Source organism: Herbiconiux ginsengi (assembly GCF_900107435.1).
Classification (GTDB): Bacteria; Actinomycetota; Actinomycetes; order Actinomycetales; family Microbacteriaceae; genus Herbiconiux; species Herbiconiux ginsengi.
Genome location: NZ_FNPZ01000001.1, coordinates 1,706,715 through 1,721,725 on the forward strand (window position 1 = coordinate 1,706,715; position 15,011 = coordinate 1,721,725).

The window sequence follows — 15,011 nt, forward strand, 5'->3', positions numbered from 1 at the left end:
GGAGCCGGATGCGGGGTACCGCAATCCTTGCGATCACTGCTCGACTGATGTCGGTGGCGCTCGCTACAGTCACAGGCATGACCTTCTCTTCCGAATCCTTCGCCGAGCTCGTCTCGACGGCCTCCGGGCCGGTCTTCCAGCGTGGAGACGCGGCGCTGCCCGCCGAAGTCGCCGCACAGAACACCGCTGTCGTGCACGATCCGGAGATCGCGGTCGGCGCAGCGGGCGACGCGGATGTCGCAGCGGCCGTGCGCTTCGCCGTGGCCAACGGTCTCCCGGTGCACGTGCTCGCCACGGGCCACGGCAGCGCCGTGCCGGTGACCTCCGGGGTGATCATCACCACCTCGCGCTTGAACGAGCTGTCGATCGACCCGGAGAGCGCGGTGGCGACGATCGGAGCCGGCAATCGCTGGGAGAGTGTCGTCGCGGCGGCCGCGGAGCACGGTCTGGCGCCCATCACGGGGGCGTCGGGTCACGTGGGATGCATCGGCTACACCCTCGGCGGAGGGCTCGGCCCGCTCGCGCGCACGTTCGGCTTCTCGTCCGACTACGTGCGGAGCTTCCGGGTGGTCACGGCGGAGGGCGAGATCGTCACCGCCAGCGCCGACGAGCATCCCGATCTGTTCTGGGCCTTGCGCGGAGGCAAGGGCGGCTTCGGAGTGGTGACCTCGATGGAGTTTGGGCTGGTGCGGCTGCCGAGTCTGTACGGCGGGTCGCTGTTCTACGAGGAGGGCGACATCCCGGCCGTGCTGCGGGCATGGGCCTCGTTCACCGAGATCGCGCCCGAAGAGGCCACCTCCTCGGTGGCGATCGTGCGGTTCCCCCCGTTCGACGTCATCCCCGAGCCGTTGCGGGGCAAGACGGTGATCTCGGCGCGTTTCGCCTATATCGGCGATCCCGCGGAGGGTGAGCGCCTGTTCCAGCCGATCCGAGACGCGGGCACGGCGTTCCTCGGCCGGGTCGGCGAGATGCCGGCGAGCGAGATCTCGTCGATCCACAACGATCCGACCGATCCCGGGCCGAGCTGGGACCGCGGGATGCTGCTGAGCGGCATCGACGGCGCGTTCGTCGACCGATTCCTCGCGATCTTCGGGCCCGGACGGGAGGTGCCGATGATCGCCGCCGAGCTGCGGCACCTCGGCGGCGCGACCGCGCGCGACGTGCCCGGGGGCAGTGCGGTCGGGGGTCGCGCGGCGGCCTACTCCTTCGTGATGATCGGGGCGCCCGATCCGTCGCTGTTCGAGGCGGTGCTGCCGCAGATCGCCGACGGCATCACCGCCCAGCTCTCCGAGTGGGTGTCGACGGAGACCAACATCAACTTCTCGAGCGGTTCGCTCGCGGTGCCGGGCCTCTTCGAGGAGTCCTGGCCGTCCGCGATCTTCGACCGGCTGGCGGAGGTGCGGCGCCAGTACGACCCCACCCACGTGTTCCCCTATCCCGACTTCCCCGATCGGGACTGATCCGCGGCGAATCAGTCGAGCGGCGTGTGAGAGAACGGGCCTGACAGGGCCGCCCATTGGAGCAGCATGATCGTCTTCGCGTCGACGATGTCGGTGCCGATGCGGGCGAGGGCCTCGTCGATGCCGAGTTCGACCAGCTCGATGTCCTCACCCTCCTCGGCGAGCCCACCACCGGCATCCGCGCGGTTCGACGCGTCGTAGGGGGCGGCGAAGAAGAAGAGCTTCTCGGTGACCGATCCGGGGCTCATGTAGGCGTCGAAGACGTGCTCGACGGCACCGATCGCGTAGCCGGTCTCCTCGCGGGCCTCGCGACGGATGGCGGTCTCGGGATCGTCTTCGTCGAGCAACCCCGCGGGCAGCTCGAGCAGCACGCCGTCGGGGTGTCCGTTGACGTAGGCGGGGTAGCGGAACTGCCGGATGAGCAGCACCGTTCGGCGCCCGGCGTCGTGCAGCAGGATCGTGGCGCCGTTGCCGCGGTCGTAGGTCTCGCGTTCCTCGGTCGACCAGTGGCCGTCGCTGTGCTGGAACTGGATCCGCGTCGTGCGCGTGATGTACCAGTTCGAACTGAGGAGGGTCACGTCGGTGACCCGCACGCGCGGGTTGCCGGTGAGGTCCAGGCCCGTTCGGTCGAGGCCGGTGCGGCCCCGCCGGTCGGGCACGTCGATCCCCGGGCGGCCGGCCCGCCCGCTCGCCGTGGGCTCGTTCGCCCGTCCGCCCGCGGCGGCGTCGCTCGACACCTCGGTCAGCGGAAGTTGATGAACTGGAGGGCCACGTCGAGATCGGCGCCCTTCAGCAGGGCCATCGTGGCCTGCAGGTCGTCGCGACTCTTCGAGGAGACCCGCAGCTCGTCACCCTGGATCTGCGATTTGACGCTCTTCGGACCCTCGTCGCGAATGAGCTTGTTGATCTTCTTCGCATCCTCCTGAGCGATGCCCTCCTTCATGGAGGCCTCGAGGCGGTATTCCTTGCCCGAGGCGTAGGGCTCGCCGGCGTCGAGGCTGCGGAGGGAGATGCCGCGCTTGATGAGCTTCGACTCGAAGACCTCGAGGATCGCCTTCACGCGTTCCTCGGAGTTGGCCTTCATCAGAACCTTCTCGCCGCTCCACTCGATGGAAGCGCCGATGTTCTTGAAGTCGTAGCGCTGCGCGACCTCTTTCTGCGCCTGGTTGAGGGCGTTGTCCGCCTCCATCTTGTCGACCTTGCTGACCACGTCAAACGATGAATCTGCCATGCGCTCATTTTACGCGGCTCCGCGGTTGTGACGAAGTCTCAACATGGCTAGGCTTTGTGGCTAGGAGGTCGGGGAGACCATGGAGATGTTCAATGTGCTGGAAGCAAGAAACACTCTGTCGAGCCTGGTGGCTCGTGCCGAGGCCGGGGAGGAGATCGTGATCGCGCGTCGCGGTGTGCCGGTGGCGAAGATCGTGCCCTATGTCCCGAAACGCGGCATGACGGGAAGGGAGTTGGTCGAGTGGCTGGAGCGCAATCCGATTCCCGAGTCGCAGCGTAAGACGGCCGAAGAAGTGGACGAGGTGATCCGCGACATCCTCGAAGGGCGCGACGACTCGTGATCTATGCCGACACGAACATCCTGGTCTACCTGGTCGAAGATTCCACAGCGCGTGGCGACGGACTCCGGCGGCGGTTCGCCACGCTTTCGGCAGAGATCGCCGTCAGTCCTCTCGTGGCGATGGAGTGCCGGGTCGCCCCGCTCCGTCGCGGCGACCTGCTACTCGCCCGCCGGTACGACGGCATGATCGGAGGCCTCACCATGCTCGACATGGGGCCGGAGATCTACCGCGCCGCCGCGACACTCAGGGCGCGTCACTCGCTGAGTGCCATCGATGCCCTGCATCTCGCGACCGCACAATTCCACCTGTGCGAGGGATTCTGGACGCATGATGCACGTCTGATCCGGGCGGCTGGGGGAATGGGTATCGAGGTGGTGTGACAGCTACTGGGGCTGGTTGTCAGGGGGGTCTGGTTGAGTGGGGGGCGTGCGGAAAACGTGGGGTGCGGTCGTGGCGGGGGTGGTCGCGGCGGTGCTGCTGACGGGATGCGCGAGCGGAGGGGCGGGCTCGACCGGGCCCGAGGCCACGTTCGCTGTCTCTGCCGACGCCCCGCGCGCATCCGGTGTCGGTGACGCGGCCTTCACCGACGGGACGCCGAGCGCCGAGCTCGTCGACAGCGGATGGCTCGACCTGGTCGCCGAGGCGACCGGCATCCCGCGGCGAGCCCTGCAGGGCTACGCCGGCGCGGCGCTCGCGATCGGTGAGCGGCAGCCCGACTGCCACCTCGGCTGGAACACCCTCGCCGGTATCGGCTGGGTCGAGTCGCACCATGGCACGATCTTCGGCGGCCACATCCAGGACGACGGAGTCACCAGCGATCTCATCATCGGCGTGGCGCTCGACGGCAACGGCTTCCAGGAGATCCCCGATTCGGATGCGGGAGCGGTCGACGGCGACACCGAGTGGGATCGCGCTGTGGGCCCGATGCAGATCGTGCCCACCACGTGGGCGGCCTGGGCGACGGAGGCCAACGGAGACGGGGTGCCCGACATCCACAACATCGACGACTCCTCACTCTCGGCCGCGGAATACCTCTGCTACTCGGGCGGCGACCTGGGCACCGAAGACGGCTGGCGCACCGCGATCGCGGCTTACAACGAGTCGCCCGCTTACCTCGACGAAGTGCTCGAGTACGCCAACCGCTACGCCGACGAGGCCGCGGACGCCGGCTGACACGACGCGATTTCGCTCCGGGCGCACTCGTGGGTATCCTTTATCAGCGCCTTCGGTTGTGTTGTAGAACGTGGTCGGGTGCGCCCTGGCGGGTTACCCAAGTGGCCAAAGGGATCTGACTGTAAATCAGACTGCTTCGCATTCGGGGGTTCGAATCCCTCACCCGCCACTGTGTTCGTGCCACCCAGCCGGTGGCGCCCCCGCATCCGTGTCCGTGGTTCCGGATGACATGGCGCCCGTTCTGAGGAGACTCCATGTCCACCGAATTCCTCGAGATCGCTCGCTCCATCGCGGTGGAGGCTGGAGCGCTCGTCAAGAGGCGGCGCGCCGAAGGCGTCACCGTCGCGGCGAGCAAGTCATCGCCCGAAGACGTGGTGACCTTCGCCGATCGCGAGTCGGAGGACTTCATCCGCGCCCGCCTCGCCGAGGCGCGTCCGCACGACGGCTTCTTCGGTGAGGAATCCGCGGCGACCCCCGGCACGTCGGGCATCACCTGGGTGGTCGACCCCATCGACGGCACCGTCAACTACCTCTACGACCTCCCCGCCTACGCGGTCAGTATCGCGGCCGTGGAAGGCGACCCCGACCCCTCCACCTGGACGGCCCTGGCCGGCTGCGTCGTGAACCCTGCCACGGGCGAGGTCTTCACCGCCAGCCGCGGTGGTGGCGCCTGGCTGGGTGAGCGCCGGCTCGCCGTGAACACGGATGTCGCGCTCTCGCAGGCTCTCGTGGGCACCGGCTTCGCCTACGACGCGCAGCTGCGGGTGAAGCAGGGCCGGTTCGTCACCGGGCTCGTCGAGAAGGTGCGCGACATCCGCCGCGCCGGCTCGGCCGCTCTCGACCTGTGCTCGGTGGCCGCCGGCCGGCTCGACGCCCATGCCGAACGCGGCCTGAACCCCTGGGACCACGCCGCCGGCGCCTTGATCGTGCGTGAGGCGGGCGGCCGGGTGAGCGGATTCCACGGCGCGGCCGAGAGCACGATCATGACCTTCGCGGCCGGTCCCGCGCTCGCCGAGGAGCTCGAACCCCTCCTCTACGAATTGCACCAGGATGCCGGTCTCCCGCTCTGATCCTGCGTGACACTCGGGCAGCGCGCGGGTTTGTTGCAGCGGCTGGCGGTTCGATGGAAGCGTCTGTAGCCTTGATGAATCCGTTATCTCGCTTACCCCGAGAACACCCGACGTTCAACCGGAAGTTCCCACACAATTGGCACGTACGACTTCACGCCCGGATGACGACTCATCCAAACGCGAGGCCCACGGTTCATCGAAGCACCCCACATCCTCCTTGCCCTCCCGCCGCAGTCTGCGGTCGGGCTCCGTCGCGCCTGCGGAGACGGAGGCGGCGGCTGCTCGGCCGGCGCCCGTGACTTCGCCGCGGAGCCGCCGCGAGGCCCGCCTGGCGAGCGCGCCGGCTGAGGTCGATGCCGTGCTGCCGGCGGATGCGCCCGTGAAGAACGCGCCGGCGGAGGGGGCGAGCCGTCGTGCTCGTCGAGCGAGCTCCGAGACGATCTCGGCCTCGGTTCCCGAGAGTGCCGCAACGCCGAGCCCTGCGCCGGATGCGCCGCTCAGCGCGACCCCGAGTACCGCCACCGTGAGTCGCCGCGCCGCACGAGCCGCCGCCGCGAACCCGGAGACGGCGGATGCCGCGACATCCGACGCCGCCGCGTCACCGGCAGCCGCTTCTGCGCGCGCGAAGACCGATGCCCCCGATGCCGTCGCCGCGAGCAGTGTGGCCACCTTGCGGCCGCACGCCCAGAAGGTCGGCCGCCGCGCCGCCGACGCCTTCTCCGACCAGATCGAGAAGCCGGCCGGTGGTCGCCGCGCGATCGTCTCCGCTCCGACGACGGCACTGCCGATCGACGACAGTCGGGAGTCCGCAACGCCCGTCGCGAGCGCGGCCACCGTCGATGTCGAGATCGTGGTCGCCGAAGTTCTGGAGCAGACCGCCGGGGGAGCAGCCCCGATCTCCTCGACCCCGATCTCCTCGACCGCGAGCGGTGTGCCGATCGTCGAGACCGCCGCCATCCCCATCATCGAGACGGGCGCACCGATCCCTCCGGCTGCGATGGCGGCCGACGACGTCGTCGTTCCCGTGAAGCCGGTCTCGCGGCGCACGCTGCGCACCGCGGCCATCGCGCCGACGGATGCCGCCGGCGCAGGGTCGGGCCCCGCCCAGACGACGGGGTCGGGTGCCGGCCACGCCGACGACGCCAAGCCCCCGACCGGCCGCCGCAGCCGCCGCAACCTCGCGAAAGGCGCGTTCAGCGCTCTCGCTTTGGTCTTCGCCACCGGCATCGCCGTGGCCACCACCATGCCCGCCGAGGCATTGCACGCGGCATCCGAGAACCAGCACACGAGCATCCTCGCCACCGAGCAGGCGGCCGAGCCGGCGCTGCCCGGGCAAGAACTCACCACCAGCTCCGAGGCGGCCGGGGCGAGCATCGCCCGAGACGGCTACAGCGTGCGCGACACCGCGGCGCTCAAGGCTGCGGGCTTCCGCATCGCCGACACCTTCACGAACAATCCACGGGGCGCCATCCAGTGGCCGTTCCCGGTGGGCGTGCCGATCAGCGACGGCTTCGGCGCCCGCGAATCCCCGGGCGGCATCGGCAGCACCGACCACAAGGGCGTCGACTTCGCACCCGGCCAGGGCACCCCGATCCAGTCGATCGCCGACGGCGTGGTCAGCTCGGTGCAGCCCTACGACGACAGCGGCCTGGGCGTGCACGTGATCATCGATCACGTCGTCGACGGCCAGAAGGTCTCGAGCGTCTACGGGCACATGCTGACCGGGTCGATCCAGGTGACCGAGGGCCAGGTGGTCAAGGTCGCCCAGACCGTCGGCCTCGTCGGCAACACCGGCGCGTCGACCGGCCCCCACCTGCACCTCGAGATCCGTCTCGATGGCGTGACCCCCGTCGACCCCTTCGCCTGGCTCCAGACCCACGCGGTCTGAACTCGTCGCCGACGAGCTCCCTAGCTGAGCCAGACCGCCGTGTCGGGGGCGAGGGCCGCCTCGCCGAGCTCCTCGCTGGAGAGCAGCACGTCGCCCACCGGCAGCTCCACCGCGGTCGAACCGAGGTTCGCGATCACGGTCACGCCGTTGTTGCGGAAGGCCACCACGTCGGGTCCGTATCCCGGCAGCCACTCGACGGCTCCGGTTCCGAGGTCGAAGCGCGAGCGGAGGTCCAAGGCGAGCTTGTAGAGCTCCAGCGTCGAGCCGGGCACGCCCTCCTGCGAGGAGCGCGCGAAGCGGTCCCAATCCGCCGGCTGCGGCAGCCAGCTCTTGTCGGAGGACGCCGGGCCGAAGCCGTAGGTCGGCACGCCGGCCTCCCAGGGGATGGGCACGCGGCATCCGTCGCGTCCGTAGCGTTCGCCGTTGCTGCGGAACCAGGTCGGATCCTGTCGCGCCGAGTCGGGCAGCTCGATGTCTTCGGGGAGTCCGAGTTCCTCGCCCTGGTAGATGTAGGCGCTGCCCGGCAGGGCGAGCATCACCGACGTGGCCGCGCGAGCGCGGCGGAGACCCACGACCGGGTCGGGCAGGCCGGGCGAGTTCGGTCCGAGACCGTGCCCCTGCGGGTTCTCTGCGGTGAGCGCGAGACGTGACGCGTGCCGCACCACGTCGTGATTCGAGAGCACCCAGGTGGAGGGTGCGCCCACCGTCGCGAAGGCGGAGATGGAGTTGTCGATCACGGAGCGCAGCTGCGGCGCCGACCAGCCGGCGGAGAGGTAGGTGAAGTTGAAGGCCTGCTGCATCTCGTCGGGTCGCACCCACTCGGCCAGCTTCGTCAGCGGCTCCACCCACGCCTCGGCGCAGAGCACCCGGTCGCCCTCGTACTCCTCGAGCACGGCGTGCCAGCCGCGGTAGATCTCGTGCACCCCCTCCTGCGCCCAGTAGGGCGGGGTGGGCGGATGCGCGTCGATCTCGGGCTCGAGGCCCACGATCCCGCCGCCCATGCTCCCGGCGTCGACCGGGGGAGTGTAGTCGGGCAGGCCGGCCTCCTTGATGAGGCCGTGCGCGACGTCGACGCGGAAGCCGTCGACCCCGCGGTCGAGCCAGAACCGCAGGATGCCGTGGAACTGCTCGCGCACCCACGGGTTCTCCCAGTCGAGGTCGGGCTGCGACTTGTCGAAGATGTGCAGGTACCACTGACCGGGCGTGCCGTCGGGGCGGGTGACGCGTTCCCACATCGGGCCGCCGAACACCGACTCCCAGTTGTTGGGCGGGATGTCGCCGTTCGGGCCTTTGCCGTCACGGAAGATGTAGCGGGCGCGCTCGGGGCTGCCCTCGGGGGCGGCCAGCGCCTCCTGGAACCACTTGTGATCCCACGAGGTGTGGTTCGGCACGAGGTCGACGATGACCCGGATGCCCAGCTCGTGCGCCGTGGCGAGCAGCGCGTCGAAGTCGGCGAGAGTGCCGAAGAGCGGATCGACGTCGCAGTAGTCGGCCACGTCGTAGCCGGCGTCGTGCTGCGGTGAGGTCATGAACGGAGAGAGCCAGACGGCGTCGATCCCGAGCTCGGCGAGGGCGGGCAGACGCTTGCGGATGCCCGTGAGGTCGCCGATCCCGTCGCCGTCGTCGTCGGAGAAGGAGCGCGGGTAGATCTGGTAGATGACCGCCGAACGCCACCACTCGCCCCCCGTGCCGATGAGGGTGGCCGCAGGCTGCGCATCCGTCTCGGTGTCGGTCACCTCCGCGATGGGCAGGTCGGATTCGGGTGAGTCGGCGATAGTCATGACGAAGACTCTAACTGTTCGGCGTGACGCTGTGGAATCGTTTGCACATCGGAGGCGCCGCACCCGGCAAAACGCGGCCGTGAGTGATGCTATTCTCTACTGGTGCCAAAAGCCGTTCGCGGCTGCGTGCGCCCCCTTAGCTCATTGGTAGAGCACTTCCTTGGTAAGGAAGAGGTAGTGGGTCCGATTCCCACAGGGGGCTCCGGCTTCCCGACGTCGTACGATGGTCGGAAGCATGGCGGGATAGCTCAGTTGGTTAGAGCACACGGCTCATAATCGTGGGGTCGCGGGTTCAAGTCCCGCTCCCGCTACGAAAACCCCCAAGATCTCGCCATCTTGGGGGTTTTTGCTGTGCCGAGACCACGGGCCGCCGGTGTCACGCGCTCGCGGTGCGGATGCGCACTTCGCGTTCCATGCGCTTCTCGTGCCGCTGTCGGCCCTTGATCGCCTCGACCTCGCGTGACTTCGGCGGTGCGTTCGTCACCAGGCCGTCGAGCAGTCGTCGGGTCGCTGCGGCGATCTCGTCGATGGCCTGCTCGAACGCGTCGGTGTTGGCCCGGGACGGGTGGGTGGAGCCGCTGACCTTCCGCACGAATTGCAGTGCCGCCTCGCGCACCTCGTCATCGGTCGTCGGCGGCTCGAAATTGTGGAGCACGCGGATGTTCCTGCACATGCGAGCGAGGATACCCCTCTCCCCGCGGGGCACGATGTCGTCATCCGGTCCAATGGTTCCAAAATAGGCGTTGATCAGGGTGTTCTGCTTGGCTGCGTCGCTATCGTGAGATATAATTGAGGCACGCTCATGAACAGATCTCTCGTCCCCACTCTCGCCTCGGCCGACACCGGTGAGCTCGTGCATGATTCGTCGTGCTCGGTCGGGGAGATGCGGGCGTCGTTGCTTCGGGGGCTCGGGGCCGATGTGGATTCGGTGGTGGTCGTACAGCGGGAACAGGCGATGCTCGAGGCCAAGGCGGTCGCGCGGCTCGCGGCGGCGGCCCGTAAGGCGAACTGGCTGGCCCGACTGCCCGGTGGGTCGCTCGAGCATTCGCGGCGGTCGCTGGTCGCTGAAGTCGCCACGAGTCTGCAGATCCCGGAGGCGACGGCCGCTCAGCGCATCGATGAGGCCGAGGCGCTGAGCGACTTCCTCCCCGCCACGCTCGCGGCGCTGGCGCAGGGCGACATCAGCTATCGGCATGCGAAGGCCGTCGTGCGTGAGGCGAAGACGCTTCCGGAGTCGGCTCGAGCAGAGTTCGAAGCGGCAGCGCTCCCGAAGGCCGCCACTCAGACCAGTGCGCAATTCGCGACGCATGCCCGTCAGCTCCGGGAGCGGATGCACCCCGATTCGATCGATGAGCGTCACCGCGAGGCGCGCGAGGAACGAGCGGTGTGGGTGGAGAAGCAGCGTGACGGCATGGCCACTCTGGTGTGCCATCTCCCCGCGGTCGCGGCCTTCGCGATCGACGACACGGTCGATCAAATCGCCCGCGCGCTCCGATCGTCCGACGAATCCCGAACGCACGCCCAGCTCTGGGCCGACGGTCTTGTCGACCTGTTCCTCCGCCGAGACGGCGACGCACTCACCCGTGCCGAGGGCATCACCGCGAACATCGCCGTCACGGTGCCCGCGATGGCGCTCCTCGGCCATTCCGCCGAGCCTGCTGAACTCCAGGGCTACGGCCCGATCGATCTCGAGACCGCACGTCGACTCGCGGCAGGCGCTCCGTCCTTCCTCCGCATCCTGACAGACCCGGTCAAGGGTGAGCGGCTCTCCGTGGGCCGCGAGCGCTACAAGGTGCCGGCCGATCTGCGCACCGCGGTGGTTCTCGACGACGAGACGTGCCGCTTTCCCGGCTGCACGCGACGCGCCGACCGCTGTGATCTCGACCACACCACGGATTGGGCGAAAGGAGGCGAGACGAGCCTCGCGAACCTCGCCGCCCTCTGCCGTCGGCATCACACACTGAAGCATCAGACCGACTGGCGGGTCAGATCGGGAGAAGGCCGGGCGCTGCACTGGACCTCCCCGGCGGGCGCCGAACACACCACACGACCTCCCGACCACACACGACCTCCGGTTCATGCTCGACCGCCGTCGAACCTCACCCCACGCTCACCACGACCGATTCGGCTCCTCCCCGACGATCCGCCCTTCTGACCTGAGCCCTGCTACGCGGCGGCACCCGGTCGAGGGTCGGCCAGCGTGCTCATCCGCGACCACCCCGACCGCATCATCGTCGGGCTGACGATGATGATCACGCGCCTCACGGTGGGGCGACGCCGGGCTGCGCGGCCGCGCCGGAAGCGGTTCAGTGCGCGAGCCGCTCCACCCGGCGGAGCGCCGCCACCAGTGCGGGCTGGGTCAGGGGCTCGGGAAGGTTCACGACGTGAGGAGCGGTCAGCGTGCGTGCGGCCACCGCGTCGTACGCCTCGTCTGTCGGCGCCGCGCCCAGCTCACTCAGCGAGCGAGGCAGCCCCACCTCGTCGAGGAAGGACGCGAGATCGCGGATGGCGGCGTCGCTCTCGCCGAGCACGGCGAGCTGCACCAGCAACCCATACGCGACGTGCTCGCCATGCAAACGCGAGGCGGCTCCCGGCACGGCCATGAGGCCTCTCGTGACGGCATGGGCGAGTGACAGCCCTCCGTTCTCGAAGGCGAGCCCCGACAGCAGCACCACCGCCTCGACCGTGTCTTCGAAGGCATCGTCGATCACACCGGCCTCCAGCGCGGCGAGAGCCCGGACCGCCTGCGACCGCAGCACCTCGTAGCATCCGGCTGCCACGATCGCCGCCACACGCAGACCGCGGGTGCCCTGCATCGTGATGCCCCCGGCAGCCCGGCAGGCCTCCACTTCGAAGTGTTTCGAGAGCGCATCGCCGATTCCGGCGGACAGGAATCGGGCGGGGGCGCCGGCGATCACCTCGGTGTCGACCAGCACCAGGGCGGGATTGCGCCGGAGCAGCGGCACCTCGATCAGCTGGTGCGCATCGTCGTACAGCGCGATCGCGCGGCTGGCCGGGCTGTCGTTGCTCGCGATCGTCGGTACGGTCACCACCGGCAGGTCCAGCCGCCGAGAGGTTCCCTTGGCGATGTCGATGGTCTTGCCACCGCCGACCCCGACGACGAAGTCGGTTCCGGCAGGAACATTGGCGGTGACGGCGGCGATCGCGGCTTCGGTCACCTCGCTCGCGACGCTCCGGCATCGTGCCTGGAGTCCGGCTTCGGCGAAGGACGCCTCGATCACCGGCGCGAGCACCGGCAGCATGAAGGCGTCCACGAGCACCAGTGCGCTCGAGCCGATGCCGGCGGCATGACGGCCGATCTGGGCCAGCGCCCCTGGCCCCTGCACGTAACGGGCCGCCGTTCCGAACACCCGGATGCCCGTCCGGGAGCCCATCTCAGTCATGACCGTCACCGAGCACCCCCGGATAGGCGTCTTCCGGGGAGCCGTAGACCGTGTAGGCGCCGTCGACCGGCAGCACGACGCCGGTGATGAACCGCGCCTGATCGGAGGCGAGGAAGGCCAGCGCCTCGGCGACGTTATCCGCCGTACCCAACGCCCCGGTGGGAGAGCGGCGGATGATCGCCTCGAGATCGAGCCGGCCCTCGGCCATCAGCCGCTCGGTCATCGCCGTGCGGATGTAGCCCGGAGCGACCGCGTTGACGCGGATGCCGTAGGGGGCCCACTCCGCAGCGAGCACCTTCGTCAGCATGCTAACCGCCCCTTTCGAGGCGCTGTACGCGGTGCGCCGCGGAAGCCCGATCACCCCGGCGATGGAGCTGAGGTTCAGGATCACGCCGCCGCCCGTGTCGCGCATGGTGCGGGCCACCGCTTGGCACATCAGGTAGCTGCCCGTGAGGTTGACGTCGATGATGCGCTGCCAATGAGCGAGGTCCTGATCGAGGGTCGCCGCCTTCCCCTCGGCGATGCCCGCGCTGTTGACCAGCACGTCGATTCGCCCGAACCGCTCGATGACGGCGGCGGTGACCTCGTCGACCGACTCCTGCCGCGCGACATTGCCGCTCAGCGCGAGGTGGTCCTGTCCGGAGCTCTCGAGCAGCAGGGTCGTGGACCGCGCGGCGTCGCCCGCGAGATCCAGGCACACCACCCGGGCTCCCCGCCGCGCGAGCAGCACGGCGGTGGCCCGGCCGAGGCCGCTGCCGCCGCCCGTGACCAGCGCCACCCGGCCGTCGAGCCGGCCGACGCGTGACTCGTCGGTCGCCGTCTCAGACCCCATCGATCACAGCTCGCGTGATGCGCCCCTGGTCGAGGCCGTACTTCTCCTCCATGTACGCCTGCGAGCCGCACTCGTGGAAGCGGTGCTGGATGCCGATCTTGATCATCGGCACGTGCAAGCCCGCGTCGTAGAGCGCTTCGGTGACAAGCGTCGCCAGGCCGCCGCTCATCTGATGGTTCTCGGCGATCACGAGGCGGTCGACGCCGGCGGCGAAGCGCAGCACGGCCTCCGTGTCGAAGGGCTTGATGGTCGGCACGTGCAGCACTCCGGCGCCGAGGCCGCGCTCGCGAGCGGCAGCCGAGGCGACGAACGCGCGCTGGGTCATAAATCCGGTCGAGATCACCCCGACGTCGGATCCGGACCGCAGTTCCTTGGCCTTGCCGAACTCGAAGGAGTACTCCTCCGGGTCGAACACCACGGGCACCTTGCCTCGGAGACTCCGTACGTAGACGGTGCCCTCGATGTCGGCGACGGCCTTGACGACCTGCGCCAGCTCCGTCGCGTCGCACGGGTCGATGATCGCGAGGTCGGGGATCATCCGGAGCACGGCGATGTCGTCGGTGGCTTGGTGCGTGGCGCCATAGGGATTCATCAGCCCGGACATCCCCGCGAGGATCTTCACGTTCGCCTTGCTGTGGGCGCAGGCGATCACGAGGAAGTCGAGGGCGCGGCGCGTGACGAACACCGAGTAGGTGGTGCAGTAGGCGATCTTGCCGGTCTTCGCCAGACCGGCGGCGATCAGCAGCAGGTCGGCCTCGGCCATCCCCACGTTGAAGAACCGGTCGGGATGCGCGTCGCGGAAGGCGTGGATGTCGCTGAACCGTCCCATGTCGGCGGTGAGGCCGACGATCTCGGGACGGTTCGCCGAGAGCTCGACGAGTGCGGTGCCGAGCGGCGCCACCTCGTAGGGCCCCTCCACGTCGAGGATCTCGCCCATGCCGCCTGCGCGGCCGCTCTTCAGGTCAACCACGGTTCGACTCCAATTCCGCGCGCAGCGACGTCCATTCATCCGCTTTCACACGCACGAAATGAGCGCGTTCGCGGGATTCGAGGGTGGGGATGCCCTTGCCGGGCGTGGTGCGGAGCACGATCGCCTTGGGGCGCCCGTCGGAGGCCCGCAGCGCGTCGAACGCCGCCACGAGCGCGGCGACGTCGTTGCCGTCGATCTCCCGGGTGTCCCAGCCGAACGCGCGCCATTTGTCGGCGATCGGCTCCATGTCGAGCACGGTCGGGCCGTCGGCCTGGATGCCGTTGCAGTCGATCACGGCGATGAGGTTGTCGAGCCGGTGGCTGGCCGCCGCCATCGCGGCCTCCCACACCGAACCCTCCTGCAGTTCGCCGTCGGAGAGTTCGCAGATGATGCGCGAGGCGCGTCGGTCGAGACGATAGCCGAGCGCCATCCCGACGGCTTGACCCAGACCGTGACCGAGGGAGCCGCCCGTGATCTCCACACCGGGCTGGTCGTCGAAGGTGCTGAGTGCCAGGTCGGCACCGTTCAGGCCGAACTCGTCGAGCTTCTCCTCCGAGATGTAGCCGATGCGGTGCAGCACCGCGTAGAGCGCGATGGAGTAGTGCCCCGTGGAGAGCACGAACCGGTCGCGATCGGCCCACTCGGGATCGTTCGGATCGAAGTTGAGTTCGCGGAAGTAGACCACCGCCAGCAGGTCGGCGATGTCCATTCCCTGCGCGATGTACCCCTCGCCTTTGTCGGAGGCCATGCGCAGCATGGTCTGCCGGAGGGCGAAGGCCTCGTCGTGCAGCTGCTCGACGGTGCGGTCGTGGGCCGGGATCGTGATCTCCGGCCGTCTCGTGGTTCCCGGCTGCGCCATCGT

The 15,011-nt window shown here is 69.1% G+C and carries 15 protein-coding genes and 3 tRNA genes; 10 read left to right on the top strand and 8 right to left on the bottom strand.

Features of this window, described 5'->3' with window-relative positions:
• Positions 1-77: 77 nt before the first annotated feature.
• Positions 78-1,460, top strand: a complete 1,383-nt coding sequence (locus BLW00_RS08025) for an FAD-binding oxidoreductase (RefSeq protein ID WP_092551568.1) — start codon at positions 78-80, stop codon at positions 1,458-1,460.
• A gap of 11 nt (positions 1,461-1,471) precedes the next feature.
• Here BLW00_RS08025 and BLW00_RS08030 read toward each other — a convergent pair whose 3' ends face one another.
• Both BLW00_RS08030 and BLW00_RS08035 read right to left on the bottom strand, forming a co-directional pair.
• Entirely contained in the window at positions 1,472-2,197 is a 726-nt protein-coding gene (locus tag BLW00_RS08030) for an NUDIX domain-containing protein (RefSeq protein ID WP_092551571.1), read from the bottom strand.
• A gap of 5 nt (positions 2,198-2,202) precedes the next feature.
• Entirely contained in the window at positions 2,203-2,691 is a 489-nt protein-coding gene (locus tag BLW00_RS08035; RefSeq protein WP_092551574.1) for a YajQ family cyclic di-GMP-binding protein, read from the bottom strand.
• A gap of 85 nt (positions 2,692-2,776) precedes the next feature.
• Here BLW00_RS08035 and BLW00_RS08040 point away from each other — a divergent pair, with 85 nt between their 5' ends.
• The 6 genes from BLW00_RS08040 (at position 2,777) to BLW00_RS08065 (ending at position 7,162) form a co-directional block, all read left to right on the top strand.
• The gene (locus tag BLW00_RS08040; protein WP_092552188.1) at positions 2,777-3,031 is read left to right on the top strand and encodes a type II toxin-antitoxin system Phd/YefM family antitoxin; all 255 of its coding nucleotides are present in this window, start codon (positions 2,777-2,779) and stop codon (positions 3,029-3,031) included.
• Positions 3,028-3,411, top strand: coding sequence for a type II toxin-antitoxin system VapC family toxin (locus tag BLW00_RS08045; protein WP_092551577.1), 384 nt, complete (start codon positions 3,028-3,030; stop codon positions 3,409-3,411). Before BLW00_RS08040 ends, BLW00_RS08045 begins: the two co-directional genes overlap by 4 nt.
• 46 nt (positions 3,412-3,457) lie before the next feature.
• Complete coding sequence (locus BLW00_RS08050; protein ID WP_139256656.1) at positions 3,458-4,204, top strand: lytic transglycosylase domain-containing protein; 747 nt, start codon at positions 3,458-3,460, stop codon at positions 4,202-4,204.
• 87 nt (positions 4,205-4,291) lie between these two features.
• Positions 4,292-4,373: transfer RNA gene (locus BLW00_RS08055), tRNA-Tyr, on the top strand.
• 85 nt (positions 4,374-4,458) lie between these two features.
• A complete protein-coding gene (locus BLW00_RS08060; protein WP_092551583.1) occupies positions 4,459-5,274 on the top strand; it encodes an inositol monophosphatase family protein in 816 nt (271 codons plus the stop codon).
• Positions 5,275-5,569: 295 nt separating this feature from the next.
• Positions 5,570-7,162: a M23 family metallopeptidase gene (locus BLW00_RS08065; RefSeq protein WP_092551586.1), complete on the top strand. Its 1,593-nt coding sequence runs from the start codon at positions 5,570-5,572 to the stop codon at positions 7,160-7,162.
• Positions 7,163-7,182: 20 nt separating this feature from the next.
• Here BLW00_RS08065 and BLW00_RS08070 read toward each other — a convergent pair whose 3' ends face one another.
• Positions 7,183-8,943, bottom strand: a complete 1,761-nt coding sequence (locus tag BLW00_RS08070) for a glycoside hydrolase family 13 protein (protein WP_092551589.1) — start codon at positions 8,941-8,943, stop codon at positions 7,183-7,185.
• A gap of 130 nt (positions 8,944-9,073) precedes the next feature.
• Here BLW00_RS08070 and BLW00_RS08075 point away from each other — a divergent pair.
• Both BLW00_RS08075 and BLW00_RS08080 read left to right on the top strand, forming a co-directional pair.
• Positions 9,074-9,145 (top strand) — tRNA-Thr (locus BLW00_RS08075).
• A gap of 35 nt (positions 9,146-9,180) precedes the next feature.
• A tRNA-Met gene (locus BLW00_RS08080) sits at positions 9,181-9,254 on the top strand.
• 65 nt (positions 9,255-9,319) lie between these two features.
• On the opposite strand, the gene BLW00_RS08085 is transcribed toward BLW00_RS08080, so the two are convergent.
• Positions 9,320-9,616, bottom strand: coding sequence for a DUF2277 domain-containing protein (locus BLW00_RS08085; RefSeq protein ID WP_092551592.1), 297 nt, complete (start codon positions 9,614-9,616; stop codon positions 9,320-9,322).
• Positions 9,617-9,745: 129 nt separating this feature from the next.
• Between BLW00_RS08085 and BLW00_RS08090 the strand changes: the two genes are divergently transcribed.
• Complete coding sequence (locus tag BLW00_RS08090) at positions 9,746-11,098, top strand: HNH endonuclease signature motif containing protein (protein ID WP_092551595.1); 1,353 nt, start codon at positions 9,746-9,748, stop codon at positions 11,096-11,098.
• 151 nt (positions 11,099-11,249) lie between these two features.
• Here the strand turns inward: BLW00_RS08090 and BLW00_RS08095 are convergent, their stop codons facing one another.
• The 4 genes from BLW00_RS08095 to BLW00_RS08110 are packed head-to-tail and all read right to left on the bottom strand — an operon-like array spanning position 11,250 to position 15,008.
• Complete coding sequence (locus tag BLW00_RS08095; protein WP_092551598.1) at positions 11,250-12,347, bottom strand: glycerol dehydrogenase; 1,098 nt, start codon at positions 12,345-12,347, stop codon at positions 11,250-11,252.
• On the bottom strand, positions 12,340-13,179 hold the full coding sequence (locus BLW00_RS08100) for an SDR family NAD(P)-dependent oxidoreductase (protein ID WP_092551601.1): 840 nt from the start codon (positions 13,177-13,179) through the stop codon (positions 12,340-12,342). The genes BLW00_RS08095 and BLW00_RS08100 overlap by 8 nt, the downstream gene beginning before the upstream one ends.
• Complete coding sequence (locus BLW00_RS08105) at positions 13,169-14,149, bottom strand: transketolase family protein (RefSeq protein ID WP_217634310.1); 981 nt, start codon at positions 14,147-14,149, stop codon at positions 13,169-13,171. The genes BLW00_RS08100 and BLW00_RS08105 overlap by 11 nt, the downstream gene beginning before the upstream one ends.
• Positions 14,142-15,008, bottom strand: a complete 867-nt coding sequence (locus BLW00_RS08110) for a transketolase (RefSeq protein WP_092551603.1) — start codon at positions 15,006-15,008, stop codon at positions 14,142-14,144. Before BLW00_RS08110 ends, BLW00_RS08105 begins: the two co-directional genes overlap by 8 nt.
• Between the last annotated feature and the right edge of the window lie 3 nt (positions 15,009-15,011).